General features: G+C 46.5%; 26 protein-coding genes and 1 tRNA gene. 24 read left to right on the forward strand and 3 right to left on the reverse strand.

Features of this window, described 5'->3' with window-relative positions:
- Positions 1–113 precede the first annotated feature (113 nt).
- Positions 114–1,466 carry a chromosomal replication initiator protein DnaA gene (gene dnaA / locus ACYQ2N_RS10995; RefSeq protein ID WP_459999274.1) on the reverse strand — a complete coding sequence of 451 codons (1,353 nt, stop codon included), beginning with the start codon at positions 1,464–1,466 and terminating at the stop codon, positions 114–116.
- Between the two features lie 342 nt (positions 1,467–1,808).
- Here dnaA and rpmH point away from each other — a divergent pair, with 342 nt between their 5' ends.
- From rpmH to ACYQ2N_RS11055, 12 genes are all read left to right on the forward strand, one after another.
- A complete protein-coding gene (gene rpmH / locus ACYQ2N_RS11000; protein ID WP_459999275.1) occupies positions 1,809–1,943 on the forward strand; it encodes a 50S ribosomal protein L34 in 135 nt (44 codons plus the stop codon).
- A gap of 151 nt (positions 1,944–2,094) precedes the next feature.
- Positions 2,095–2,427, forward strand: coding sequence for a ribonuclease P protein component (gene rnpA / locus ACYQ2N_RS11005; RefSeq protein WP_459999276.1), 333 nt, complete (start codon positions 2,095–2,097; stop codon positions 2,425–2,427).
- A gap of 108 nt (positions 2,428–2,535) precedes the next feature.
- Positions 2,536–2,742 carry a membrane protein insertion efficiency factor YidD gene (gene yidD / locus ACYQ2N_RS11010; protein ID WP_459999277.1) on the forward strand — a complete coding sequence of 69 codons (207 nt, stop codon included), beginning with the start codon at positions 2,536–2,538 and terminating at the stop codon, positions 2,740–2,742.
- Positions 2,743–2,753: 11 nt separating this feature from the next.
- The gene (locus ACYQ2N_RS11015; RefSeq protein ID WP_459999278.1) at positions 2,754–3,425 is read left to right on the forward strand and encodes a YidC/Oxa1 family membrane protein insertase; all 672 of its coding nucleotides are present in this window, start codon (positions 2,754–2,756) and stop codon (positions 3,423–3,425) included.
- A 29-nt stretch (positions 3,426–3,454) separates the two neighbouring features.
- Entirely contained in the window at positions 3,455–4,093 is a 639-nt protein-coding gene (gene jag / locus ACYQ2N_RS11020) for an RNA-binding cell elongation regulator Jag/EloR (RefSeq protein ID WP_459999279.1), read from the forward strand.
- Between the two features lie 158 nt (positions 4,094–4,251).
- Positions 4,252–5,616, forward strand: coding sequence for a tRNA uridine-5-carboxymethylaminomethyl(34) synthesis GTPase MnmE (gene mnmE / locus ACYQ2N_RS11025; RefSeq protein ID WP_459999280.1), 1,365 nt, complete (start codon positions 4,252–4,254; stop codon positions 5,614–5,616).
- 11 nt (positions 5,617–5,627) lie between these two features.
- On the forward strand, positions 5,628–7,538 hold the full coding sequence (mnmG, locus tag ACYQ2N_RS11030) for a tRNA uridine-5-carboxymethylaminomethyl(34) synthesis enzyme MnmG (protein WP_459999281.1): 1,911 nt from the start codon (positions 5,628–5,630) through the stop codon (positions 7,536–7,538).
- Positions 7,531–8,250 (forward strand): 16S rRNA (guanine(527)-N(7))-methyltransferase RsmG, encoded by a 720-nt coding sequence (gene rsmG / locus ACYQ2N_RS11035; RefSeq protein WP_459999282.1) that lies wholly within the window; start codon positions 7,531–7,533, stop codon positions 8,248–8,250. Before mnmG ends, rsmG begins: the two co-directional genes overlap by 8 nt.
- A gap of 183 nt (positions 8,251–8,433) precedes the next feature.
- Positions 8,434–9,195: a ParA family protein gene (locus ACYQ2N_RS11040; protein ID WP_459999283.1), complete on the forward strand. Its 762-nt coding sequence runs from the start codon at positions 8,434–8,436 to the stop codon at positions 9,193–9,195.
- Positions 9,188–10,033, forward strand: coding sequence for a ParB/RepB/Spo0J family partition protein (locus ACYQ2N_RS11045; RefSeq protein WP_459999284.1), 846 nt, complete (start codon positions 9,188–9,190; stop codon positions 10,031–10,033). The genes ACYQ2N_RS11040 and ACYQ2N_RS11045 overlap by 8 nt, the downstream gene beginning before the upstream one ends.
- Before the next feature lie 97 nt (positions 10,034–10,130).
- Complete coding sequence (locus ACYQ2N_RS11050; RefSeq protein WP_460000518.1) at positions 10,131–10,829, forward strand: DUF554 domain-containing protein; 699 nt, start codon at positions 10,131–10,133, stop codon at positions 10,827–10,829.
- 19 nt (positions 10,830–10,848) lie between these two features.
- The gene (locus tag ACYQ2N_RS11055; RefSeq protein WP_459999285.1) at positions 10,849–11,349 is read left to right on the forward strand and encodes a DUF4446 family protein; all 501 of its coding nucleotides are present in this window, start codon (positions 10,849–10,851) and stop codon (positions 11,347–11,349) included.
- A gap of 2 nt (positions 11,350–11,351) precedes the next feature.
- On the opposite strand, the gene yyaC is transcribed toward ACYQ2N_RS11055, so the two are convergent.
- Positions 11,352–11,945: a spore protease YyaC gene (yyaC, locus tag ACYQ2N_RS11060; protein ID WP_459999286.1), complete on the reverse strand. Its 594-nt coding sequence runs from the start codon at positions 11,943–11,945 to the stop codon at positions 11,352–11,354.
- A 93-nt stretch (positions 11,946–12,038) separates the two neighbouring features.
- On the opposite strand from yyaC, the gene ACYQ2N_RS11065 reads away from it, so the two are divergent.
- The 8 genes from ACYQ2N_RS11065 (at position 12,039) to ACYQ2N_RS11100 (ending at position 20,375) form a co-directional block, all read left to right on the forward strand.
- Positions 12,039–13,070: a YkvI family membrane protein gene (locus ACYQ2N_RS11065; RefSeq protein WP_459999287.1), complete on the forward strand. Its 1,032-nt coding sequence runs from the start codon at positions 12,039–12,041 to the stop codon at positions 13,068–13,070.
- An 86-nt stretch (positions 13,071–13,156) separates the two neighbouring features.
- Positions 13,157–13,630, forward strand: a complete 474-nt coding sequence (locus ACYQ2N_RS11070; RefSeq protein WP_459999288.1) for a tetratricopeptide repeat protein — start codon at positions 13,157–13,159, stop codon at positions 13,628–13,630.
- 11 nt (positions 13,631–13,641) lie between these two features.
- Positions 13,642–15,537, forward strand: coding sequence for a selenocysteine-specific translation elongation factor (gene selB / locus ACYQ2N_RS11075; RefSeq protein ID WP_459999289.1), 1,896 nt, complete (start codon positions 13,642–13,644; stop codon positions 15,535–15,537).
- Between the two features lie 388 nt (positions 15,538–15,925).
- Positions 15,926–16,954: an ABC transporter substrate-binding protein gene (locus ACYQ2N_RS11080; protein ID WP_459999290.1), complete on the forward strand. Its 1,029-nt coding sequence runs from the start codon at positions 15,926–15,928 to the stop codon at positions 16,952–16,954.
- A 94-nt stretch (positions 16,955–17,048) separates the two neighbouring features.
- Positions 17,049–17,951 carry an ABC transporter permease gene (locus tag ACYQ2N_RS11085; RefSeq protein ID WP_459999291.1) on the forward strand — a complete coding sequence of 301 codons (903 nt, stop codon included), beginning with the start codon at positions 17,049–17,051 and terminating at the stop codon, positions 17,949–17,951.
- Complete coding sequence (locus tag ACYQ2N_RS11090) at positions 17,952–18,746, forward strand: ABC transporter ATP-binding protein (protein WP_459999292.1); 795 nt, start codon at positions 17,952–17,954, stop codon at positions 18,744–18,746. It begins immediately after the preceding gene.
- A gap of 400 nt (positions 18,747–19,146) precedes the next feature.
- Entirely contained in the window at positions 19,147–19,773 is a 627-nt protein-coding gene (locus ACYQ2N_RS11095; RefSeq protein WP_459999293.1) for a CBS and ACT domain-containing protein, read from the forward strand.
- Positions 19,774–19,937: 164 nt separating this feature from the next.
- The gene (locus ACYQ2N_RS11100; RefSeq protein ID WP_459999294.1) at positions 19,938–20,375 is read left to right on the forward strand and encodes a DUF2889 domain-containing protein; all 438 of its coding nucleotides are present in this window, start codon (positions 19,938–19,940) and stop codon (positions 20,373–20,375) included.
- A gap of 167 nt (positions 20,376–20,542) precedes the next feature.
- Here the strand turns inward: ACYQ2N_RS11100 and ACYQ2N_RS11105 are convergent, their stop codons facing one another.
- Positions 20,543–20,671 (reverse strand): hypothetical protein, encoded by a 129-nt coding sequence (locus ACYQ2N_RS11105; RefSeq protein ID WP_459999295.1) that lies wholly within the window; start codon positions 20,669–20,671, stop codon positions 20,543–20,545.
- 153 nt (positions 20,672–20,824) lie between these two features.
- Here ACYQ2N_RS11105 and ACYQ2N_RS11110 point away from each other — a divergent pair.
- The 4 genes from ACYQ2N_RS11110 (at position 20,825) to ACYQ2N_RS11125 (ending at position 23,156) form a co-directional block, all read left to right on the forward strand.
- Positions 20,825–20,922: transfer RNA gene (locus ACYQ2N_RS11110), tRNA-Sec, on the forward strand.
- Positions 20,923–21,186: 264 nt separating this feature from the next.
- Complete coding sequence (locus ACYQ2N_RS11115; protein WP_459999296.1) at positions 21,187–21,927, forward strand: CvpA family protein; 741 nt, start codon at positions 21,187–21,189, stop codon at positions 21,925–21,927.
- A gap of 169 nt (positions 21,928–22,096) precedes the next feature.
- Entirely contained in the window at positions 22,097–22,954 is an 858-nt protein-coding gene (locus tag ACYQ2N_RS11120; RefSeq protein WP_459999297.1) for a mechanosensitive ion channel family protein, read from the forward strand.
- Positions 22,955–22,967: 13 nt separating this feature from the next.
- Positions 22,968–23,156 (forward strand): DUF951 domain-containing protein, encoded by a 189-nt coding sequence (locus ACYQ2N_RS11125; RefSeq protein ID WP_459999298.1) that lies wholly within the window; start codon positions 22,968–22,970, stop codon positions 23,154–23,156.
- The last annotated feature ends 66 nt before the right edge of the window (positions 23,157–23,222 follow it).

The following is a 23,222-nucleotide window of genomic DNA, read 5'->3' on the forward strand; positions in this document are numbered from 1 at the left end:
TTAGCATAACATGTGCATAAACCCTTTGTATTTATCCACATGTTAGCAAGTTTTGTGTGTGCCCATAAATTATTCAGATGTTATTAAGGGTATAGTCACAAACTATCCACAGGTTAAGCGGATTGTATTTTTTTAATAATTTCATTTACCCTTTTTTCTAAAAGTGGGTCATTCCCTAAGTTTTCGGCGATTTTGTTATAGGCATGGATAACTGTGGTGTGATCGCGTCCGCCAAACTCTTCTCCTATTTTGGGCAGCGAACAGTCTGTTAGTTCGCGTGCAAGGTACATTGCTATCTGGCGGGGAAAAGCAACTGTGCGTGTTCTTTTCTTGGCCTTAAATTCAGGCAAAGAAAGATGAAAATAATCCGCAACTGCTTTTTGAATCATTTCAATGCTAATTTCTTTAGGCGTACTAAGAGGAAGGATATCTTTGAGAGCCTTGGCGGCAATTTCCGGAGTTATTGGGCTTTTACTGAGGGAAGCGTAAGCCATAACCCTAATCAAGGCTCCTTCAAGTTCCCGGATGTTAGACTGAATGTTATCAGCTATAAAAACCATGACTTCGTTCGCAACTTGGAGATTTTCCAGTTTAGCTTTCTTACGTAAAATAGCAATTCGCGTTTCCAGGTCAGGTGCTTGAATATCTGTGATAAGCCCCCATTCAAAGCGGGAACGGAGACGGTCTTCAAGGGTAGGGATTTCTTTAGGAGGGCGGTCAGAAGAAATAATTATCTGTTTGTTCGCTTCATAAAGTGCGTTAAAGGTATGGAAAAACTCTTCTTGAGTCTGTTCTTTGCCAGCCAGAAACTGAATGTCATCAATCAGAAGAATATCTACGTTACGGTAGTTGTTGCGAAATTCGATTTGTTTTTTATCCCTAATTGAGTCAATTAACTCGTTCGTAAACTTTTCACTGGAGACGTAGAGCACCCGTTCGTTCGGAGAATGTTCGAGAACATGATGCCCAATAGCGTGCATTAAATGGGTTTTTCCTAAACCCACACCACCGTAAATAAACAGAGGATTATAAGATTTGGCAGGGGATTCAGCCACAGCGAGAGAGGCAGCATGGGCAAAACGGTTGCTGTTCCCGATGACAAAGGTGTCAAATGTGTACTTGAGATTGAGGAAATTCGGAAAGCGCTCTTGAGGTTGGACAGCCGGAGTGACGGTTTGGTCCGGTATAACTTCATAGTGATCTTTCCCGGTTGGAATATAAAAGACTAAGCTTACGGAATGGCCAAGAATGGGTTGGACAGCCGAACGGATAAGAGAGGAATAACGGCTTTCCAACCAATCTTTAGCAAATTCATTAGGAACGCTTATGATTAACGTATCTCCCTGTATATCGACTAAGCGTGTTGAACTTAGCCATACGTCAAAACTCTGCTTCGAGAGTTCTCCTTCTAATTTGGCAAGTGTTTCTTGCCAAATGGCGAAAAAAGAATTGTTATGGGGTGGCATTAATTGACCTCCCTTGATAAATAAGGTATAGAAAATATGACAATAAAAAAGTTATACACAAACTTATACACATTTGTGGATAACTTCCCAGTTATTGAGTCTGTGGATTGACCGCTAAAGATTATATAGGGATAAAAAGACTTCGCAGAAACATGATATCAATTTTCCTTGGGGTTATCAACAGGTAGAGTGGTACTTTCCACTTAATATTCACAGTGAATAACTAGTACAATATCCAGTACTTATCCACAGGGTATTTGATTAGCTTGACATGTCAAAAAAAATTAGAGTATAATCGTTGGAGAATGTCTTCTGTTTGTGCAAAAGGAGGTGTCTTCTTAAATGAAAATGACTTATCAACCAAAAAACCGGCGCCATAAGCGCGTTCATGGATTCTTAAAGCGTATGAGCACTACGACTGGAAGAAATGTAATTAAACGTCGTCGCTTAAAAGGGCGGAAAAAATTATCAGCATAAGGCCGCAGTATTGTGGCCTTTTTTTCGCTATTTCTGTGTCGTCCGATTTTTTAGATTTGTTACTTTTTGAAATCTTGGGCTGTGGATGTTTAAAGAGTGTATGCGAGAGCAAAAATAGAATAAGGATCTAAGAGTACATAATGGAGGAAGTATGCTTAAAAGGGAGTTACGCTTACGCGAGCGGTCAGGATTTAAGGCTGTATTTACTGCCGGTAGGAGTTATCCCGGGAAATATGCCGTAATTTATGTGCTTAAAGGTCCGCGCAAATTCGGTTTTATCGCTTCAAAAAAAGTTGGGAATGCAGTCCACAGAAACCGCGCTAAAAGATTGATGCGCGAAATTATCAGGCTTAATTTGGACAACCTGATCGAAGATTTTCAATTAATCTTAATTGCCCGCTCCACAATCAAAGGAGTTTCTTATGCTCAAGTCGAATATTCAATCCTTCAGACTCTAAAAAAAGCCAAAATATTAAAAGCGTAAATCGCACTGCTTAAAAAAGGTCAGTTAATCTGTGAGTTTGAGGTTTTTATTTTGAGGTGTGACTGACTATTGACTAAGCGTCAAGAAAAATAGGTAAGAGATGATTAGATGAAAAAAATTTTTATAGGATTAATAAAATTTTATCAAAAATTCATTTCTCCTCTGAAACGGCCCTCATGTCGGTTTTATCCGACATGTTCCGAATATTCAGTTCAGGCCTTAACCAAATACGGACTGGTAAAAGGAAGCTGGAAATCCATCGTTCGTATTTTGAAATGTCACCCGTTTCATCCCGGAGGTTATGATCCAGTTTAAGGAGGGCTCTTGTGAATATAATTGTTGAATGGATGACTGAGCTATTAAAGTGGCTTTATAATTTAACATCGATCGTAGGCTTAGCTAATTATGGGGTCGCTATTATTCTGTTGACGATCATTATTAAAACTTTGATTTTCCCATTAACATGGAAGCAGATGGTTTCCATGCGCAAAACGGTGGATCTGCAGCCGAAAATTAAAGAAATTCAAAAGAAATTCAAGGATAAACCGCAAGAAGCGAATGCTAAAATAATGGAATTGTACAAAGAGAATAAGGTGAACCCGGCAGGAGGTTGTTTGCCACTCGTAGTTCAACTGCCGATATTTTGGGCTCTCTATAGTACTTTACTTCATTTTCCGTATGGTAGCGCCGCCAGTGCTAATTTTCTGGGTTACAATCTCACGCAAGTCTATGGGTTCACTTCGCCATACCATCTTACTTTACCCTTGTTAGCAGCAGCCACTACTTTTTTCCAGACGAAGGTTACCAGTCCGAATGCTTCCCAGGACCCGACCCAAAAGATGATGCTTTATATTATGCCGGTCTTTTTAGGGTATATTAGTGCTACAGTACCTGCCGGACTTGGCTTATACTGGGTTACCATGAATATAGTGTCTATTTTGCAGCAGCTTATTATTAACAAGAAACTCAATAAGGATAAAGAGGCAAATCCTGCATAGTCAATGGATTGCGGTGAGGGGGATCGTGCATGAAAGTCGCAGAAAAGACGGGCAAGACGGTGGAAGACGCTATTACAGCGGCCCTTCAGGAAATTGGAGTAGAACGGGAACGTGCCCAGATAGAGATTCTTGAAGAACCGTCTAAAAAGGGATTGTTCGGGCTTTTGGGCACCAAATTAGCGAGAGTAAAAGTGTCTTATGAAGACGATCCGGGTGCCTTGGCCTGTGAGTTTATCGGAAAAATATGCCAAACCATGAGTGTGGATGCTGTTTGTAATGTAAATAAGCGTGATGTACATTGGCATGTGGATATTACCGGACCGGAATTGGGTATTTTAATAGGGCGCAGGGGAGATACGCTCGATGCGCTTCAGTATTTGACTAATCTTGCTGTGGGCAAGCAGTTGTCAGAAAGGGTTAAGATTATTGTTGATGTTGAGGGCTATCGTCAGCGCCGGGAAGAGACCCTGATCCGGTTAGCTAAAAGATTATCGGAAAAAGTTAAACGCACCGGCAACCGCGTTGTACTTGAACCCATGAATCCTCATGAGCGCAGGATTATCCACACCGCTTTGCAAGAAGAGTATAGAATCTCCACCTTCAGTGAAGGGGAAGAACCGAATCGCCGGGTGGTGATTTCACTTAAAAGGAGCAGAGATATTTCTTAGGTTTTAATGAGGGGGGGTTGCCCCCTTTAATTTTTACATCTCAGAAAGTATAAGTTTGTGGGTGCATAAGTGCAACTAAGGCTTCCGCCTGCGCCCTAAGGCTTGGCGCAAGCCAAGTTTTCTTTATTTTAGGGATAGATAACGGAGATGAACATGTAATGGACGATACGATCGTTGCCCTAGCAACGGCCTTTGGGGAAGCAAGTATTCACGTTTTGCGCCTCAGCGGGCCGGAGGCGCAAAAGATTATTAACGCTTGTTTTCAGCCGCATAATTCTGCACGCTGGCTAGAGAGTAAGAGCTATACCTTGCATTTAGGATTATTCCATGATAGCGGGCAAAAATTAGATGAAGTTTTGGTTAGCCGTATGCGCAGTCCTCATTCTTATACCGGGGAAGATGTGATTGAGATTAATTGCCACGGCGGCCCTTATCTGGCGCAGCGGCTGCTTGAAGTTACCCTCAAGTGCGGTGCACGCTTAGCCGAACCCGGGGAGTTTACGAAACGGGCTTTTCTGAATGGGAAATTGGATTTGATTCAGGCTGAGTCTATTATCGACCTTATAAGTTCGCGCACTGAAGGAGGGTCCCGGCTGGCGTTTGCTCAGTTAAGCGGTGGGCTCTCGGATAAAATACTGGGCGTGCGGGAACAGGTTTTGGAGATACTGGCCTTTATCGAAGCAGGGATCGACTTTCCTGAAGATGATGTTGAGGATTTAGACAGACAGGCTTTGCAAGAGCGCCTTCAGGCTATTCTGATTAAGGTGGACGAGATTCTGGCCGGGAGCAGAACAGGAAAGATCTTGCGCGAGGGGCTTATGACCGCAATTGTGGGGCTGCCTAATGTTGGTAAGTCAAGCTTGCTTAACTCCCTGGTGCAGGAAGAGCGGGCCATCGTCACGGACATACCGGGGACAACCCGCGATGAAATTCGGGAAGGTGTAAATGTTGGCGGGATTTTGTTGCAGCTTATAGATACTGCCGGTCTAAGGGAAAGTGCTGACCCGGTCGAACGATTGGGCATTGAACGGAGTTGGCGCTCGATTGACAAAGCGGATCTTATTCTCTTGGTAGTTAGAGCTAACAGCTCTTTAGCGCCGGAGGAGCAGAAAATTATTGAAGAACAGCCTGACAGAGTTATCGTTTTAGCCAATAAGGTCGATTTGCTTAAAGACCGGGCAGAATTTGCGCCGAGCTTTGATCAGGGAACTTGGATTCCGTTTTCCGTACATAAGCGTCTGGGGTTTAAGGAACTGGAAGCAGAGATTAAAAGCAGGGTGTATCGTGGGCAAGCGTTAAGTAAGGATGAACCCCTTTTGTCTAATGTCAGGCAAATTTCCGCTTTAGAAAGCTGTCGTTCCTCTCTGGGTTCTGCTTTAACTGCAGTGGAAAGCGGAGTCCCGTGGGACATATTATCAATAGATGTCCGCCAGGCGCTGCAGGCGGTCTCTGAAATGACAGGAGATGAAATTCAGGAAAATCTCCTGGAAACTATTTTCTCCCGATTTTGTATAGGAAAGTAGGACAGGGTTAAATGGAGTACTTTGCCGGAAAATATGATGTGATCGTTGTCGGTGCCGGGCATGCCGGGTGTGAAGCAGCTTTGGCCGCTGCCCGCATGGGGTGTGAAACTTTACTTGTGACCCTTAATCTTGACACTGTTGCCCATATGCCTTGCAATCCTTCGGTCGGGGGACCGGCTAAAGGGCACTTGCTACGCGAAATTGATGCCTTGGGCGGGCAGATGGGGATAGTAGCGGATGAGACTTCGCTCCAGGTAAGAATGCTTAATACCGGCAAAGGGCCGGCGGTCCATGCCCTGCGCGTGCAGTCAGACAAGAAGGCTTATCACCGCCGGATGCTTGCTGTCTTGTTGGCCGAGCCCAAGTTAACTTTGATCCAGGCCTTGGTTGAAAAGCTGGTTGTGCAGGAGGGCGGAATCGCAGGAGTCCTTACCCGTACGGGGGCCCGTTTTGAGAGCCGGAGTGTGGTGGTTACGAGCGGCACATATTTGCGCGGCCGCATCATTGTAGGTGCCGCCATGTATGAAGGCGGGCCTAATGGCCAGATGCCTGCAGTTAACCTGTCACATAATTTGTGCGAACTTGGGGTGGAACTGGGCCGGTTCAAGACCGGGACTCCGCCGCGGATACACAAGCCTTCGGTGGATTTTAGCAAGTTTTCTATCCAGCCGGGAGATGAACGGGCCTGGCGCTTTTCCTTCCTGCCCACTGTGAGCAAGTTTTGGCAGGGAGACGCAAGCAAACAGGTTCCGTGCTGGCTAGGCTACACCACCTCTCAAACTCATGAGATTATTCGCAATAACCTTTACCGTGCCCCTCTCTTCAGTGGGAAAATCGAGGGCATTGGCCCCCGCTACTGTCCGTCGATTGAGGATAAGGTTGTGCGTTTTGCGCATAGGGAGGCACATCAGATTTTCTTGGAGCCTGAAGGTTGGGAAAATAACGAGATGTATGTAGCTGGACTCTCCACCAGCATGCCTGAAGAGGTTCAGGTCGAGATCTTGCAAAGCATTCCCGGGCTGGAGCATGTCAAGATGCTGCGCCCAGGGTATGCGATTGAATATGACTATGTCAAACCACACCAATTGGCTTTGACGCTTGAGGTAAGGCAACTGCCCGGCTTGTTTACCGCCGGGCAGTTAAACGGCACCTCCGGGTATGAGGAAGCTGCAGCTCAAGGGTTAGTAGCCGGAATTAATGCTGCGCTTAAGATCCTGGGGCAAGAACCTTTTGTTCTTAGACGATCTGATGGATATTTGGGCGTGCTGGTGGATGATCTGGTGACAAAGGGGATTAAGGAGCCGTACAGGCTTTTAACTTCCCGGGCTGAATACAGGCTGGTTTTGCGCCAGGATAATGCGGATTTGCGCTTAACCGCCAAAGGAAGGGAAATTGGGCTGGTAAGTGATGAGCGCTGGCAGAGGTTTTGCGTAAAACGGGAAGGCTTAGAAAAAGTAAAATTACTATGGCAAGGCTCCATGTTTTCCCCTCAGAGAGAAGATGTGCAGGAAGTGTTAGAGCGCTCGGGATCTGCTCCGCTTAGGAGCGGAGTAAGTGCTGCTGATTTATTAAAGAGACCGGAGATTACCCTTTCACACCTTAAAGAGTTCCTCCCGGCGAGTTCGGACTGGGATGATGAAATTTTAGAAGAAGCAGAGATTGAACTAAAGTATGACGGATATATAGGAAAGCAAGTGCAGGAAATCGAACGGTTTGCTAAGCTGGAGGAGCGCAGTCTTCCGCCTTCTTTACTTTATGAAGATATCCGTGGCTTATCCACGGAGGGCAGGCAGAGGCTGATGGAAGTTCAGCCGTCTAATATTGGGCAGGCTTCCCGTATCACCGGGGTTACTCCGGCAGATATATCTGTACTTCTCGTCTATCTCGAACAAAGGCGCAGAGGTGGTTCGGGCAATGTTTAAAGATTTTGCTGCCTACTTGGAAGAAACCTCCACGGCCAAGCTGGGGGTTAAGCTCAGTTCTGTGCAAGTTGAACAATTCTGCCGCTATGGAGATATGCTTGTTTTTTGGAACGAGAGGGTGAATTTGACGAGTATTGTCGAACCAAGGGGAGTTATACTTAAGCACTTTATCGATTCTCTGGCGTTGGCACGCTGGCTTAGTGGCGGAAGGCTTGCCGACATTGGCACAGGGGCAGGGTTCCCGGGTATTCCCCTCAAAATCTGGCTGCCTGAGCTTGAGGTTGTACTCATTGATTCCCTGGGTAAAAGGGTTGAGTTTTTACAGGAAGTGATTAAGGAACTTAACTTAAAGGCCACGTGCGCGGTTCATGCCCGGGCCGAGGAGGCAGGCAGAAATAAGGACTATCGCGAGCAATTTGACTACGTTTCTTCACGGGCAGTTGCGCGGCTTCCGGTGCTCCTTGAATATGCTATTCCTTTGCTAAAGATTGGAGGGCGTTTTTTAGCTGCCAAAGGGTCACAAGTTGAGGAAGAGGTCACAGAAAGCAGTAAAGCGCTGGAAATATTAGGATGTAGAATCAGCGCGGTCGAGAAATTCAGCTTAGGTGAGGAGGCAGAACATCGCGCTGTGATCGTGGTAGAGAAAATGCGGTCTACTCCCCCGGCCTACCCGCGTAAGCCTGGGCTACCTGGAAAGAAGCCTTTGGGCTAGGCGCAGCCTGCCAACTCTATTATAAGCTGTGAATATTTTCGTAGCTCCCGGATGGGCGCTTTTTTTCTGTGGGTGCTTCTGGTACTATAAGGAGGGAGCAGCGACTGCAATTGCAAATCGCTAGGGGATGTCTCAGTTTTGCCGTGAATAGGGGTAAGTTTGGAGAAAAGAAGGTGCGCACTTATGACCAGGGTTATTGCCATTGCCAATCAAAAGGGAGGTGTTGCCAAGACTACCACTGCTATTAATTTGAGTGCTTGTCTGTCTGAATTGGGCAAGAGAGTGCTCCTTGTTGATTTAGATCCGCAGGGCAACGCTACCAGCGGGCTGGGAATCCCTAAACATAAGCTGACGCACTGTGTGTATGATGTACTTATTGACGAAGTACCGCTTGAAAATGTCCTAGAGAAAACAGATTCCCGAAATTTGAAGATTGCTCCGGCCCGCATCGAGTTAGCGGGGGCGGAGATAGAGTTAGTTATGCTGGAAGGGCGGGAGACGAAGTTAAAAGATGCGCTCTCTCAGGTTAAAGAGCAATATGATTTTGTATTTATCGATTGTCCTCCGTCATTAGGTTTGCTTACCCTTAATGCTTTGACAGCTGCCACGGATGTGCTTATTCCGGTTCAGTGTGAGTATTATGCCTTGGAGGGCTTAACCCTGCTTATGAATACGCTCGAAAGGGTGCGCAAATCTCTTAATCCTGGGCTAAACATTATTGGGGCTTTACTTACGATGTTTGATGCGCGCACCAACCTAGCTATTCAAGTTGTGGATGAGGTTAAGAAATACTTTCGGCACAAGGTGTTTCAGACTATTATCCCGCGTAATGTCCGGTTAGGAGAGGCTCCGAGCCACGGGAAACCGATTGTGCTTTACGATTCTCGTTCGCGAGGTGCGGAAGTTTACAGGGATTTAGCGAAGGAGGTTTTGGAGCGTGTCTAAAAAGGGTTTAGGAAGAGGACTCGAAGCCTTAATTCCGGACGAGGGGCCTCGGACTGAGGGGATACGGGAGCTAGCCATGCGGGACATTGAAGTTAATCCGGATCAACCCCGTAGAGAGTTCGATGAGGAAAGCTTGAAGGAGCTTGCGGATTCTTTGCGGGTGCACGGCTTGCTCCAACCCATTTTAGTACGGCCCGACGGTTCGAAGTTCATGATTATTGCGGGGGAGCGCCGTTTTCGGGCTGCCCGCTTAGCCGGATTTGAGAAAATCTCCTGTATTGTGCAAGAGTGCAGCGTGCAAGAAATGACGGAAAGAGCCTTGGTCGAAAATATTCAGCGGGCAAATCTTTCTCCTGTGGAAGAGGGTTTGGCCTACCGCAGGCTGATGGATGAGTTTAACCTGACACAGGAGCAAGTGGCGCAGAAAGTCGGGAAAGGCAGGCCCACCATAGCAAATTTGTTGCGCGTTATTCAGCTGCCGGAGCCGGTATTAAAGGTATTAAGAGAGGAAAAAATTTCTTTAGGGCATGCTAAAGTACTGGTTGGTTTGGATGACTCGGCCTTACAAGTTCTGATAGCGGACAAGGCTGCGCGCGAACAACTTTCAGTACGGGCGATGGAAGAACTGTTGAATAGTCTCGGTGGGAAAAAGGCTGAGACTAAGGTTACAAAGCAACTTCTTCCGGCCTTGCGCGGAGTTGAAGACAGGTTGAGATCTGTATTCCAGACCAAAGTTCGTGTTAACGGCAGTGAGGAACGCGGGAAGATCGAGATTGAGTACTTCTCTCAAGACGAACTGAATCGCCTTTTAGACTTGTGGAAGATTGAAATAGAATAAGAATGTTCCACGTGGAACATTAGCCGCAGAATTCCAGGTAATTGTTCCACGTGGAACATTGATGTCGGAATACTATAAAAGAAAGGACAAGAATACCTTGCTCGGTACAATAGTAAATACGGTTGCAATCGTGATGGGAGGCTTGCTCGGGCTATTGTTCGGCAGGGCCTTGACTGATAAGATAAAAACTACGGTCATCCAAGGGATTGGCTTAGCAGTGCTCCTGATTGGCTTAAGCATGGCCTTGCAGACCCAAAACCCCCTTGTGCTTATTGCAAGCCTGGTTATAGGAGGGATTATGGGGGAAATAATAGATATTGAGCTGCGTTTGCGCCGGTTCGGGCAGTGGCTAGAAAAAAATATCTCCCACGGTGGGGAGTCTGGGCGCTTTACAAAAGCATTTGTCACGGCCAGCCTGATATATTGCGTGGGTGCTATGGCAATTATGGGTTCCTTAGAGAGCGGGATTAAAGGCAATCATAGTATTCTGTATGCAAAATCAATGCTTGATGGTATTTCTGCTGTGGTGTTTGCGTCCTCCATGGGGGCAGGAGTAATAGTTGCTGCCGTGCCAGTCTTTTTATATCAGGGAGGAATAACGCTTTCAGCGGGTTTGATCCAAGGGGTTCTCTCGAGCACCGTGATAGCGGAAATGAGTGCGACAGGAGGCCTATTGATCCTGGGGATTGGCCTGAACATATTGGAAATAACTGAGATTAGGGTGGGGAATCTCCTGCCTGCAATATTCGCAGCCATCCCATTAACCCTAATATTAACAGCTCTCAATATCGGATGAACGAAAGAAGGATAACTAAATGCAATTAGATATGATTATCTGGCTGGTAATCGGAGTTCTGGCAGTATTGATTATAATTATGCTAATAACAGTGCTAATGCTCAGACGCCGCTTGCAAAAATTTGAAACTGCTTACTTAGCTTTGCAGACATTTCTCTCAGGTAAGAACCTGGATGAAATGCTTGAACAATATGTGACTAAAGTTCAAAGCCTGGAGAAGAGGCTGAGCGCAGCGGATGCCAGACTAGAGCGCACGGAAACTGCTGTGCGACGCTCGATCGACAGAACTGAATTACTGCGTTATAATGCCTTCGAAAACATGGGTAGTGATCTCAGTTTTGCCTTGGCAATACTTAATCAGGTAGGGGATGGAGTAATACTCTCTTCAATACATAGCCGGGAGGAATCGCGTGTTTACGCTAAACCTCTAATTAAGGGAGAGTCCAGCTATAACTTGAGTAAGGAAGAACAGGAGACTATAACGAAAGCGCTTGCCCGGGAGAAGTTATCCGATGGGTAATTCTACTGGGCACACCGATTTTTAACATAGGCGTGGGAAATGATTGAACTCATGGATTCTGCCATGTGCCATACCAAGCTGAGGCGGGTGTTCTGCAGGACCATATATTCCATAAAACCGCCGACATTTACGATCCCGGTTAAGTGGGCTTCGCCCACTTCAGGTAAATTCTTATGTACCCCTGCCCCCGGACGCAGCGGCCCTTCTGACAGGGTGATACAGCCTACTGAATCTAATCTTCCCAGGCAGGCGTCGATCGCAATAACAAACGGATTTACAAAAGATTTATCGATCATGGTTAAATGTTCCACTAAGTTAGTTGCATGCACGGGCTGATCCAAAGTGCCGAAAACATTGAGTTGGGGCAGGCCCAAACGGCTGAGATTAGTGCCAATTAGCGGCCCCAGGGAATCCCCCGTGGAACGATCAGTACCGATACATAGCACAATGGCTGGTCGTTGCTGTGCTGACTGAAACAAGTTGATTAAACGATTTTCCAGTTTGGCTGTGCCTAGGTTATCGTCCATATGTGCCTTCAATTTCTGTGGTTCGGTGAAAACTGAGAGTAAATTCACGGTAAGGCCCTGCGCTTTCATTTTAGGTATTCTCTTAGAATATTTCCAATCCTCAAACCATTTATGCATGAGATAGGCTTTTAGCCCATATGCATGATGCGAGGAGGGAAGTACATGAGCTGGAGAATAGCTTTTCAAGTCGCGGCTACTTATGTCGGGGCTGTTATGGGAGCGGGATTTGCCTCGGGCCAGGAGATTCAGCAGTTCTTTGCCCGTTACGGGGCATACGGGCTCTGGGGAATAATTATAAGCGCAGGCTTGTTTGCACTTTTGGGCTGGATGATGTTAGATCTGCAGGAGCGTTGGAAAATATATTCCTACTCTCAGTTCTTCAGACGCCTCTTTGGGCATAGATGGGGGCAACGTGCAGACGTTCTTGTCAGTGTCCTGTTATTTATAGGAATGCTCGCCATGCTGTCCGGAGCGGGTGCCCTCTTTGAACAGTACTTTGCGCTCCCGCGCTGGGCAGGGATTTTTCTGACCGGGGTGGTGATAGCTGCAGCGCTCTGGCAACGGGGAGAAGGAGTTTTATGGATTAATACAGTATTAATACCTCTTAAGTTTGTATTTTGTTTGGGTATAGGGGTTGTGGTGGTATTGTGGGCTCATCCCGGTGAAAGTGAAGGAGTAGCCCAACTGTCAAATCCGATAGTAAATAATTGGATTTTGGCTGCCGTGCTTTATGTTTCCTTTAACCTGACGTTGGCGATGGTGGTTTTTGCCTCCCTGGGCAAAGAAGTTCATAAACCCGGGGCGCGTATGGGCGCGATGTTGGGCGGGCTTGCCCTGGGGGCATTTGCCCTGGTCATTGCGCTTGCTCTCTTGCGCTTCCCGGAAGTGCAGGGTCTGGAAATTCCGATGGTAGCTGTAGCCGGAAAACTTGGAAAATGGGCGGCATTCTTATACATGGTCGTGCTCTGGTTGGCTATGGTAACGGCAGCAATCGGAAACGGGTTTAGTCTGGTCAGCAGGGTGGCAGCCGGCGGTTACCTTGGCTACGCTCAAAGTACCTTGCTGTTACTCGCTTTGGTAATGCCAATGGCTGGAATTAAATTTTCCCAATTAGTACAAATAGGTTACCCTATCTTTGGCTACGTTGGCCTCATCTTTCTGCCGACTTTGTTTTATAACTGGCTTAGGCGCTAGATGACTCCCGTGAAATGGGAGTCGACTAGCGATTAGCCATCGGATATTGGGTAAACTATCCTAAAGTGTGTGAGGGGTGAACTTGCTTGACTTCTTTATATGAACATGCCTTAGAGCAGATAGAAGCCGGGAAGCTCGCTGAAGCAGAGTCATCACTAAAACTCCACCTGCAGGCAAACCCCGGGGATGCCCAGGCTCACAATAAGTTAGGTGTAGTGTATGCGAAGGAAAATCGGTTTCAGGAGGCAGAAAGGTGTTTTGAAGATGCTTTAAGGTGTGATCCCGGCCTGCCTCACGCCTATAATAATTTGGGCAACTTGGCCCGCCAGGCCGGAGATGTGGACAAGGCCCGCGAATATTACGAGAAGGCAGCTTCCCTGGACCCGGATTATAGCGTGCCCCATCATAATTTGGCTGTTGTCTATAAACAGCTAAACTGCTATAGTGAATTTATACGGGAAATGAAGCTGGCCAAAAGATTAGACAATAAACATAAGTTAGGGGCTAAGAAGAGCTGGCGTCAGGTTTTTGCACACATTTGGCCAAAATCACAGCAATGAGGGGGAGCACAATGGATGACCGCCATTTTCTAATAGGGACTGCAGGGCATGTTGATCATGGCAAGACCGAGTTGATAAGAGCTCTCACCGGCATTGAGACAGATCGCTTGAAAGAAGAAAAACAGCGAGGGATCTCCATCGAACTTGGATTTGCGCACATGACTCTTCCCAGCGGACGGTCGGTTGGGATTGTTGACGTGCCGGGGCACGAACGCTTTGTGCGCCAGATGCTGGCAGGAGCCAGCGGTATGGATGTAGTGCTGTTAGTGATCGCTGCAGATGAGGGTATAATGCCGCAGACCAGGGAGCATTTAAGCATTCTGAATTTGCTGGGAATAAAACGTGGGATTGTAGTCTTAAGCAAAATTGATCTCGTCGATACTGAATGGCAGGAACTTATAGTAGAAGAGATACGGACAGACCTGGCGGGCACGCTCCTGGAGGATGCTCCTCTTTGCCCTGTCTCCGCCGTAACAGGAGCAGGGATACCGGAACTGATGCAAATTATCGAGGATCAGTTGGACGAGGCCGAGAGCAAAAAAGCTGACGGTCCGGTGCGCATGCCCCTTGACAGAGTTTTTAGCGTTCAGGGTTTTGGGACGGTGGTTACAGGGACCCTCTATAGTGGTACCGTAGAACTTGGTCAAGAATTAACAATTGAACCGGGGCACCTCTTGACTAAGGTCCGTTCCCTTCAAGTTCATGGGACAAAAGTGATTTTAGCCTATGCCGGACAGCGCGTAGCCATAAATCTGGCCGGGGTAGAGGTGGCCGAGGTCGAGAAGGGAGCAGTGTTGGCCACTCCTAAAGCTTTTGAAGTGGGAAATATCCTGGACCTTAAACTCTTAAATCTTGCATCTGCGGACAAGCCTATCGTGCAAAGGCAAAGAGTGCGTTTTCACTTAGGGACAAGTGAAGTGCTAGGCAGAATTCATTTGCTTGAACATGAGGAACTAGTACCTGGAGCGGAAGGGTATGCTCAGATTCTGCTCGAATCCCCGGTGCTGGCAGCGCCGGAAGACCGGTTCGTGCTACGTTTTTACTCCCCCGCATTTACGATTGGCGGCGGTAAAGTTTTAGGGGTGTCTGAACGCAAACAGAAACGCTTCAAAGAGGGAGTACTCGCGCAGATGGCACTCAAAGATCAGGGTGACCCTTTACAGCTTTTGGAAGAAGAACTTAATGAGCCGCGCACACTCTCTGAACTGGGAAATATCCTGCATGCTCCGGTAGCAGAGCTTAAAGAACTGCTCGGAGAACTAAAAAACCAGGAGAGGTTGGAGATCTGGCAGGAAGAAGGGTCGGAGCTTTTTTGGGCCAAAGCCCCTGCCACAGCCTGGCGGGGGAAACTTGGTGCCATTGTCAAACAATACGAGCAGGAATACCCTTTGCGGCTTGGCCTCGGGCGTGAAGAATTAAAGGCAGGCCTGGGGGTGTCCTGGGGCCACCGCCGGTGGCAGATAGTACTGGAGGAAGGAGCGAAGCGGGGCTATTACCGGATCAGCGGCGGGAAAGTCCAATCTCTGGCAGGTGCAGAGCTGTCGTCAGGGATTGCGCAAAGGCTGGATTGCCTGCGCGGGCGCTGGCATGAAGCCAGGCTTACTCCCCCCGAGCTTGAGGCTATTGCCGCAGACTGCGGCATTCCCAAAGGATCAGCTGTGGAATATGCCCAATATCTCTTGGAGTTAGGAGACTGGAGTATGGCAGGGGGATTTTACTTTGAAAAGCAAGTGCTGGAGGAGGCAAAAAAAGCGCTCGTCACATACTTAAACGAGCACGGAGAAGTTACGGTGGCAGATGTTCGCGAACTATGGAGCACTTCCCGTAAGTACGCTGTTCCCCTGCTCGAGTTTTTTGATCAGCAAAAGATTACCCGGAGATTAGGAGACAAGAGGGTTAAGTTTTAGACAACGGCTTTTTACAAAACACTATTTAGAGAGCAAAATTGCCAAAAGTGCTATCGGTAATTTATGGCAATGTGTTTGAAACACGAATTAGTTATTGACAAGGTATTTTCCTGCCTTTAATATAAAAAAGAAGTTTATAGTGGTAGGATGGTAGAACAGTAGGAGAAATGCCGCGAGAGCACTCCTATGGAGTGTTTTTTTGGTGCTTTTATATATTCCGACTGCCGTTTAACACCATTTCGCACTAATCTGAATTCATTGACAATTACTTTCATAAGTTTTACTATGCAAGTAGTACGGTAGAATGGAATATAAAACTACATAAGGGTAGTTTTGCCGCTGAACGACAAGGCTTAACCCGAGAATTATGAGGAGGGAAATATTGAACATGAAACTTAAAAAAGTTGTGGCTCTGGGATTAAGTTTGGTAATGGCACTGGCTCTTGCGGGCTGCGGCTCATCAACTGCTGGCTCATCAACGAATGGTACATCATCTGCAGCAAATTCAGGCACGGACAAAAAAGCAATCAAAATAGGGATTATCCAGATTGTTGAACATCCTGCATTGGACGCCGCGCGCCAAGGGTTCTTAGAGACGCTTAAAGCCAACGGTTATGAGGAAGGGAAAAACCTCACTGTTGATTACAAAAACGCGCAAAATGACCAATCCACACTCAATTCCATTGCGCAAAAATTTGCTTCAGACAAACTCGATTTGGTCTTAGCCATCGCTACCCCGTCTGCTCTGTCCATGGCCACCGCTTCGAAGGATGTGCCGATTCTCATCACCGCAGTTACAGACCCCGTCACGGCCAAGCTCGCAAATAGCATGGAAAAACCAGGCATGAATGTTACAGGAACTACAGATATGAACCCGGTTAAACAGCAGTTTGAACTTCTGAAGAAACTTATCCCTAATGCGAAGAAAGTTGGAGTGATCTACAATGCAGGGGAAGTTAATTCTCAAGTCCAGGTAAAATTAGTTAAAGAGGTAGCCGTCGGTATGGGCCTTACGATTGTAGAGGCTACTGTAACCGGTACTGCAGACGTGATGCAGGCGACAGAATCCCTGGTTGGCAAAGTTGACGCAGTCTATGTCCCCACTGACAATACGGTTGTAACGGCTGCCGATGCAGTTCTGAAAGTTACTGACAAGAACAAGATCGCGGTAATTGCCGGAGAAAGCAGCGTTGTAGATAAAGGCGGCTTAGGCACAATCGGGATTAACTACAAGAACTTAGGGAAACAAACCGGGGAGATGGCTCTTAAAGTCTTAAAAGGCAGCAAACCGGCGGATATGCCCATAGAAAGCCAAAAAGAGTTCGATACCGTAATTAATAAAACCAATGCCGCCCTGCTTGGCATTACCATTCCGGATGATTTGAAATCAGCTAAACTGGTAGAAACTAAGAAGTAAAGTATCTTAGATATAAGGCTTTGTAAGTGAGTTTTATTTGTAGAACGGCATTACGGTTGAACTACAAGCCATAGCAGATATTGAGGTGTTTGTAATGCCCTTGCAAATATGGTTGGGTACGCTCGAACAGGGATTAATGTACGCGCTCATGGTTTTGGGTGTGTACCTTACTTTCCGCGTTCTCGATTATGCAGATTTGTCGGTAGATGGCAGCTTCACCCTGGGAGCTGCCATTGCCGCTATCTTAATTTCTTCAGGGTACAACCCTTGGGCCGCTACAGCGCTGGCCTTTATCGGGGGCTTACTGGCCGGTATTTTCACCGGTGTGCTGCACACAAAATTTAATATTACTCCGCTTTTGTCCGGGATTCTTACGATGACTGCCCTCTATTCCGTAAACTTGAGGGTAATGGGCAAAGCCAACATTTCTCTCTTGCGCACACGCACGATTTTTACGGACTTCGAAAAGCTCCCCTTTATGGGAACGCATGGAGTGTTGGCCTTAACTTTAATTACGGTTATCATCGTTGGGATTGTCATTTATTTGTTCCTGGAGACGGAGATCGGCCTGGCCTTGCGGGCTACCGGGGACAATGAAATGATGATTAAAAGCCAGGGGGTCAACACCGATGTCATGAAGATTCTGGGTCTGGCGCTTTCCAATGGCTTAGTGGCTTTTGCCGGTAGCTATGTCGCGCAAAACCAGCAGTTTGCCGATGTCGGCATGGGCATCGGGATGATTATTGCCGGACTTGCTTCCGTAATTATCGGTGAGGTTCTGATCGGAACTTCGACGATTCTGCGCACGATCATTGCGGTCATAGTCGGCGGGGTTCTGTACCGGGTTATTATCGCGGTTGTGTTGCAGTTGGGCTTGAAACCGACTGACTTGAAGCTTGTTACAGCGCTCATCGTTATTTTCGCTTTAATCTCACCTGCTCTCAAAAAGAAGTTCAAGGCTAGAAACCCTGTCGCGAGCGGAAAGGGGGAGAATTAAATGCTCTCCATGCGCCAAATCGTTAAAGTCTTCAATAAAGGCACCATCAACCAGAAAGTGGCACTCGATCATTTAAGTCTCGAACTTGCTCCCGGGGATTTTGTTACTGTCATTGGGAGCAACGGTGCCGGCAAGTCTACCCTCCTTAATTCCGTAGCCGGGAATTTTCCAGTTGACAGCGGGGAGATTGTGATTGACGGCCAGAAAATTACGAATTTTCCCCAGCATAAAAGGGCTGCGCTCATTAGCCGCGTCTTCCAGGATCCGATGCTCGGGACAGCAGCCAGCATGACGATCGAGGAAAACATGGTGATGGCTTTGCGCCGGGGGCAGACCAGACGACTCAGACGGGCGATCAGCCCGCGCGAGCGCACTTTGTTTAAGGAAAAGCTCGTCCTCTTAGGCCTCGGCTTAGACAACCGCTTGACGAACAAGGTCAGCCTGCTCTCAGGCGGCCAGCGTCAGGCTCTGACCTTGCTCATGGCTGCTTTAGAGGAGCCAAAGCTACTGCTCTTAGATGAACACACTGCCGCGCTCGATCCCAAGACAGCGGAAAAAGTTTTGGATTTAACATCGAAGTTCATCGAAGGGGGAAACTTAACTACCCTGATGATTACGCATAACCTGGACCATGCCTTAACTTACGGTAACCGCACGATCATGATGCATGAAGGCCGGATCATTTTGGATATCAAAGGGAGCGAACGCTCTAACATGACAATCGCCCGCCTCTTAGAAATGTTCGAGAAAGCGAGCGGCACGCACATTAACAATGACCGCATGATATTAGCCTAGTCTTCAAGGGCTAGGCTAATATTATGCAAGGAGCTTTTTGTGTCCTGAAAGGATAAGCGCAAAATAGGATAATTTTGGATGTGGATACTATGAGTATGAGCACTAATTTACAAGTAAGTGAGTACAATTTACACGTATCACTGTCAACGTGGTACGTGGTAAATTTCTTTTGTGAGCGAGCTAAAAGCACGTTGACACACGGATAAGTTGCATATAAAATATTCTTAGAAAGTTAAATTTATCACAAAGAGGTGAGGCCTAAGTCAACAAGACTTTTGTTTATTGACTTGGGTCTTTTTGGTGTAAGCTAATTCGAGGGGGTGGTTATCAAAGACCGTAATTTTTCATATCGTTCACTTGTATGCTAAATACGGGTTGGTAATTGAAAGGAAGTGGTTACATGTTCGTGAGGCAATTAATGACGACAGATCTTATTACGGTAGCCCCAACTGATACGATTGCAGATACGATGGCCTTAATGCGGGAAAAAAAGATTCACCGCTTGCCGGTCGTTGAAAATGGAAAAATTGTTGGTTTAGTGACTGAGGGGGACTTGCGTGAAGTTTCTCCATCCCCCGCTACTACGCTCAGTATTTTTGAATTAAATTATTTGGTCGCGAAAACTACGATTCGTGAAATTGCCATTAAACACGTGATTACATGTAGCCCGGATGCCAGAATCGAAGATGTAGCACTAGTAATGCGGAACCACAAAATCGGAGGCCTTCCGGTTGTTGAAGACGGGCGTCTGGTCGGGATTATTACGGAAACGGATGTTTTGGATGCCTTCCTCAATATTCTCGGCCTTCGCAGCCCAGGTGACCGCATTGTGATCGAAACAACAGATAAAGTCGGTGTGATGTGTGATGTGGCTGCAACAACCAAGGAGTTTGGAGTGAATATAGCCAGCTTAGCCATCTACCATCCGGGAGAAGACAGGATTAAAATGCTGCTTAGATTAAGCGGGGAACGGGTAGAGGAAGTGGAAGGAGCTTTGACTGATAAGGGATATATCATTGAAAGCTAAGGTAAATTATCTTTGATTCATAACAAGATCACATAACCATATCAATGATAGGGCCGGATGATCCAACTGATTATCCGGCCTTTGCGAATGGGTTAATATGATATTTGCTACCTTAACCAAAATAGCATAAACTAAGTAAAAAGGGTTTTGAGGGAGCAGATAAAATGTATGTATTTAACAGGACGATCAACATCAACATACAGAGTGAGGATGAAGGAAAGACCGTTGCAGTTAACGGAGTGTTCATTGACAGTTTTCATGAAGTCTGTCTGACACTTCAGGTTGATATGGCTAATTTTGCGATCACGGCGGCCGATGGGGAGTTAAGGCGGTTTCCTCATCCTGACTGTAAACAGACCGCTAACAGGATACATAACTTAGTCGGGTTGAAGCTAGCCCGCGGAGTGAGAAAGCAGATTCTAGAAGCTGTAGGATCGCAGACTGGATGCACTCATTTGGCGGATCTGGCGTTGGAATGTGTGAAGGCTTTAGTGCAGGCAAAATACAGCCTTATGCGCTTGACTCTAAAGGAGGAAGATATCCTAAGGCAGACCGAAGACTATCTGAGGGGAAGCTGCTATCATTTCAGGGTAAACCAATAGTGAAGATATCTAATCCAATCGGATGGTGAAATACTATAACTTCTAAAATCAGAAAACAGGGCAAATAGCCTGCCCTGTTTTCCGTTGCTCAAACAAATTTTTTTGCTAGGATAAGTACAAAAAATTTAAGACGTATCTGACGAAGATTGAACCTAAGAATACCTAGATTAGGCCTTAGTGTAAGCAATTAAGACTTTTTGCACACCGGAACCGGAGTTCAGCTTTTGTTCAAGCGCTGTCACTTGATCCAGTTCTTGTTTTGACAAACGGGCAACTGGGTAAGTTTGGTCAGTCAAGCCTTCGACCTCCTCATTTTTCAGACTTAAGTATAGTCTTGCCTTAATTTTTGGTGGCAATACTACTTTTGCGAAATATTGCAAAAAGTTTTTAAAAGATATTTTGGCGAAGTAGATTAAATTATGTTATAATAACAACCCGGAATACAAAATGGGGATGGATGGTGGCTGGTGCTGCCCCCGGACTTCAAATCCGCGTGTCGGGACGCAGAACGTTCCGAGGTGTGTTCGATTCGCACGCATCCCCGCCAATTCAAAAGAAAATCAAAAACATTGCTAATAAAGTTTTAAGGTAGCATCGGTACTCCTTTTTCGTTTGTGTAAAAGGGTACGGGTGCTACCTTTTTGTTCTGGGGACCATTATACCGACTTTCTTGCAGGAATTTTTCCTGCCTGGAACGAATACTTATATTTCTTGAGATAGAATAGGGTATATTTAGTTTTCCTGCAGTGAGCGGACCGTTTGGAAGGGAATCAAGGCACTTTTTCGCTAGAGCTAAGAACAGGAGGATGGTATGAATCTTGTAGACGTCCTGATTATTGGTTTTATATTGCTTGGTGCTTTACAAGGGTATCGCAAAGGGCTTTTGACCGGACTTGTTAATTTGCTTGCCAGCATTGCGGGTCTTGTGCTTGCTGCCAGCCAATACTTGAATGTTTATAACTGGCTGGAAAGGACATTTTCCCTTCAGGGAATGCTTGAAGGGAGGGTATATAAACTTATTCTGCCCAGACTTGAGAGTCAACTGACTACCCAAAAGGGCTTAGGCGATGTATTGGCAGCTTTGCCGGATGGCTGGCGGGATTTGCTCGGCGGCTTACCGGCATTACCGAATCTCTCAGCGCAGACGATTCCGCAGTCGGTTTTCGAGGAAGCAGCCCACCGCCTAGCAGGGATAATTAGTCAGAATCTGCTCTACCTGCTGGCTTTTGCACTGGTGTACTTGGTAATTGTTACCCTGGTTCAGCTTGTCTGGGCCATGATTATGGCACCGTTTGGCATGGTCGGGGGTGCTGCCAACCGCGGAGGTGGGCTTGTTCTCGGCGGGCTTGGTTCGTTATTAGGTTTGGCAGTTTTAGCCGGATTAGTTTCTCCACTGGTCAAGCTTGGTTTTGACGGAAATGCGTTCACCCTTATCCAAAGTTCTTATTTATATCCCTATCTGCTTAGTATCTTTGATCTTCTCATCAAAGTATTTTCGGTAAAAGTAACGGAAAATTTCTGGCTTAATATTCCTAAAGGACTATGGTATTAAGTGCGCACAGGATTGAGCGCGCAAGATCTGCAGATACTAGCAGAGGGAAGTTAACATCTGAACTTGCCAAGCCTGAAGGATCAGACGGATGCCTTAAAGCGGTTAACCAAAGGTATCCGTCTGGTGAAGGATTGCTTACCCGAAGTATAGCTTAAGGAAGAAGAGTGCTATGACCGATTGGTTTACAGCCGCCTGGAATCTAAATTGGCAAGATATTGCCAGCAAAGCTCTAAACGAGCTTATTTATGCTGTTCTGGTTTTAGTTATCGCCAGAATTTCATACGGAGTTTTAGTTTACTTGTTGCACCGTCTTTTGCTGGTGCGCACAAGAAAAATTCTATTCGATGAAAGTAAAGCCAATACGATTTATCACTTATTGCGCAGTGTTGCCTTTTACGTGATAACATTCACCGTGATTGTGCACTTGCTTGAACGGGTGTTTAACTTTGATACCCGGACTTTACTGGCATCAGCGAGTGTGCTGGGAGTTGCGTTGGGCTTTGGGTCGCAAAGTCTGGTTAAAGATATCATAGGTGGATTTTTTGTCCTTTTTGAAAATCAATTTTCCGTCGGGGAATACATAAAAGTCGGGGAGTTTGCGGGGACTGTAGAAGAGATAGGTTTAAGAGCTACGCGTTTACGGGATTGGGGCGGGGAACTGCACATTATCCCGAATGGGAGCATTACGGCAGTGACCAACTATAATCGCGGCAAGATGCGCGCCATGGTGGACATCCAAGTTCCGTATGATGAAGATTTAGACCGAGCCATGGAAGTTATGCACGCAGTCTGCGAGGAGGTTAGCCAGGAATATCAGGATAAAATTGTTGAGCCTCCTTCTGTGCAGGGAGTGATTCAATTCGGGGAACGCAATGCTGTACTGCGGGTTATCGCTTATACTAAGGCTAATGAACAATGGGAATTGGAGCGGGAACTCAGGCGGCGGATTCATAAAGCATTTTTGGAGGAAGGAATACGGATACCACAGCCGCAGAATATTGTTATAATGGGTGAAAAATCACGGTAGGGAGGTAGCCCTTTTGATTCAGTTAAATGTCGGAGATGTCGTGAGGCTGCGCAAGCCACATCCCTGCGGCAACTATGACTGGAAAGTGATGCGCACGGGGATGGATTTCCGGATTCAGTGTCTTAAATGCAGTCATCAAGCGTGGATTCCGCGGGTCAAGCTTGAAAGGCAGATTAAAGAGATTCTTTCTAAAAGTGAGTAATTTGTATAATTACCAGGTATGAACTTGAATCAAATAACGGGCTTGTAGTTTTGAGATGGTTGCGTG

The organism is Paradesulfitobacterium aromaticivorans (genome assembly GCF_054657415.1).